The sequence below is a fragment of the Collimonas sp. GW821-FHT02H07 genome (assembly GCF_059421505.1).
Genome location: NZ_JBWKVC010000043.1, coordinates 1 through 2,000, shown reverse-complemented (window position 1 = coordinate 2,000; position 2,000 = coordinate 1). Strand labels below are relative to the sequence as shown.

The window sequence follows — 2,000 nt, the reverse complement described above, 5'->3', positions numbered from 1 at the left end:
CGCAATCCGCATTGACGAAAATAGTTCATCCAGCCTATTTATCAAAGCAAGTCGAGTGAGTTGAGATCTGTTTCGAATATCGGTGCCTGCGCACCATCGTCGTCATTTTCAAATAGAAAGCGCATATTGAATTCCACAACAAACCTGGCAGAAGTGATGCCCGCCAGTGACGAAATATCGCTCCATAGCGGAATAGCGTGTCTCGCCGCGTTATTGCAATTTTTTCGCATGCCGGCCAATAGCGCACAGCTGCAGCGCGAGTTGAGCGGCAAGGCGGTAGATGGCGACATGCTGGTGCGTCTTTGCCGCAGACTGGGATTGAAATCCCGGCGCGTGCGTATCAATGATGACAAGCTGGAACGCGCTCCTCTACCTGCCATTGCCGAAATGAAGGATGGCGGTTTCGTGTTGCTGGGCAAGGTGGCCGATGGCCAGGCGCTGGTCCAAGATGGCGTGACGGGCGACGTCTCCATGGTTGAACTTGGGCACTTTTACGCCAGCTGGGCGGGCCATCTGATTCTGGCCACCAAACGCGCGCCCATGCTGGGGCAGGGCGGGAAATTTGATTTGAGCTGGTTCGTGCCGGCCGTTTTGAAGTACAAGAAGCTGCTGGCCGAAGTGTTGGTCATGTCTTTGTTCTTACAGTTGTTTGCCTTGACTTCGCCGTTGTTCTTTCAGGTCGTGATGGACAAGGTGCTGGTCCACCACAGCATGAGTACGCTCAATGTTCTGGTCATCGGCTTGTCAACCGTGGCGGTATTTGAAATCGTCATGGGCGGAATGCGTACTTATGTCTTTTCCCATACGGCAAACCGCATTGATGTCGAACTGGGAGCCAAGCTGTTCAAGCATCTGCTCAGCTTGCCCATGGCCTATTTTCAGTCCCGGCGCGTGGGTGAAACCGTTGCCCGGATACGCGAATTGGAAAACATCCGGGAATTTATCACCAGTTCGGCATTAACCCTGGTGATGGATCTGCTGTTCACCGTCGTCTTTCTCGGCGTGATGTGGTGCTACAGCCCGGTGCTCACCGGCGTGGTGCTGCTCTCTTTGCCATGCTATATCCTGATCGCCGTCGCAGTGACGCCGATACTGCGCAAGCGCATCGATGAAAAATTTCGTCGCAGCGCAGAAAATCAATCCTTCCTGGTCGAGTCTGTCACCGGCGTTGAAACCCTCAAGGCCATGTCGGTCCAGCCTCAAACGCAATCCCGATGGGAAGAATTGTTGGCGGCCTACGTGGGGGCAAGTTTTAGGGCGGCCAATTTGGGCAATATTGCAGGACAGTCGGTGCAATTGATTTCCAAATTATGCAGCGCCCTGATTCTGTTCCTGGGGGCCAAATCCGTGATCAACGGCAACCTGACCGTTGGACAGCTCGTCGCTTTCAATATGTTTGCCGGACATGTCACCGCACCGGTATTGCGGCTCTCCCAATTGTGGAATGACTTTCAACAAGCCCGTTTGTCGGTCGAACGTCTGGGGGATGTCCTCAATAATCCGACCGAGCCGGGTTATGACCCGAATCGGACCAGCCTTAGCGCCATCGACGGTCATCTGAGCTTCGATCAGGTGACCTTCCGCTACCGTTCGGACAAGCCGGAGGTGCTGCGCCGTATTACCCTGGATATTCCGGCAGGACAGACCATCGGCATTGTCGGCCCCTCGGGATCGGGGAAAAGCACGCTCACCAAGCTGATACAGCGGATGTATACGCCGGAATCGGGTCGCGTCATGGTCGATGGCTTTGACCTCAGCATGGTCGATACCAGCTGGTTGCGGACCCAGGTCGGCGTCGTGTTGCAGGAAAACCTGCTGTTTAACCGTTCAGTGCGCGACAACATCGCCTTGTCAGACCCGGGCATGGCGATGGAGCGGGTGATGGATGCCGCCAAATTGGCGGGCGCCCACGAATTCATTCTGGCGCTGCCTGAAGGCTACGACACGCTGCTGGAAGAACGCGGCTCCAACTTGTCCGGAGGGCAGCGCCAGCGCATCGC

The 2,000-nt window shown here is 55.6% G+C and carries 1 protein-coding gene; it reads left to right on the top strand.

The annotated features are described in order from the left end of the window. Positions 1 to 126: 126 nt before the first annotated feature. The coding region (locus AC07V8_RS25715; RefSeq protein WP_494681197.1) for a type I secretion system permease/ATPase at positions 127 to 2,000 on the top strand (1,874 nt) is incomplete at its 3' end.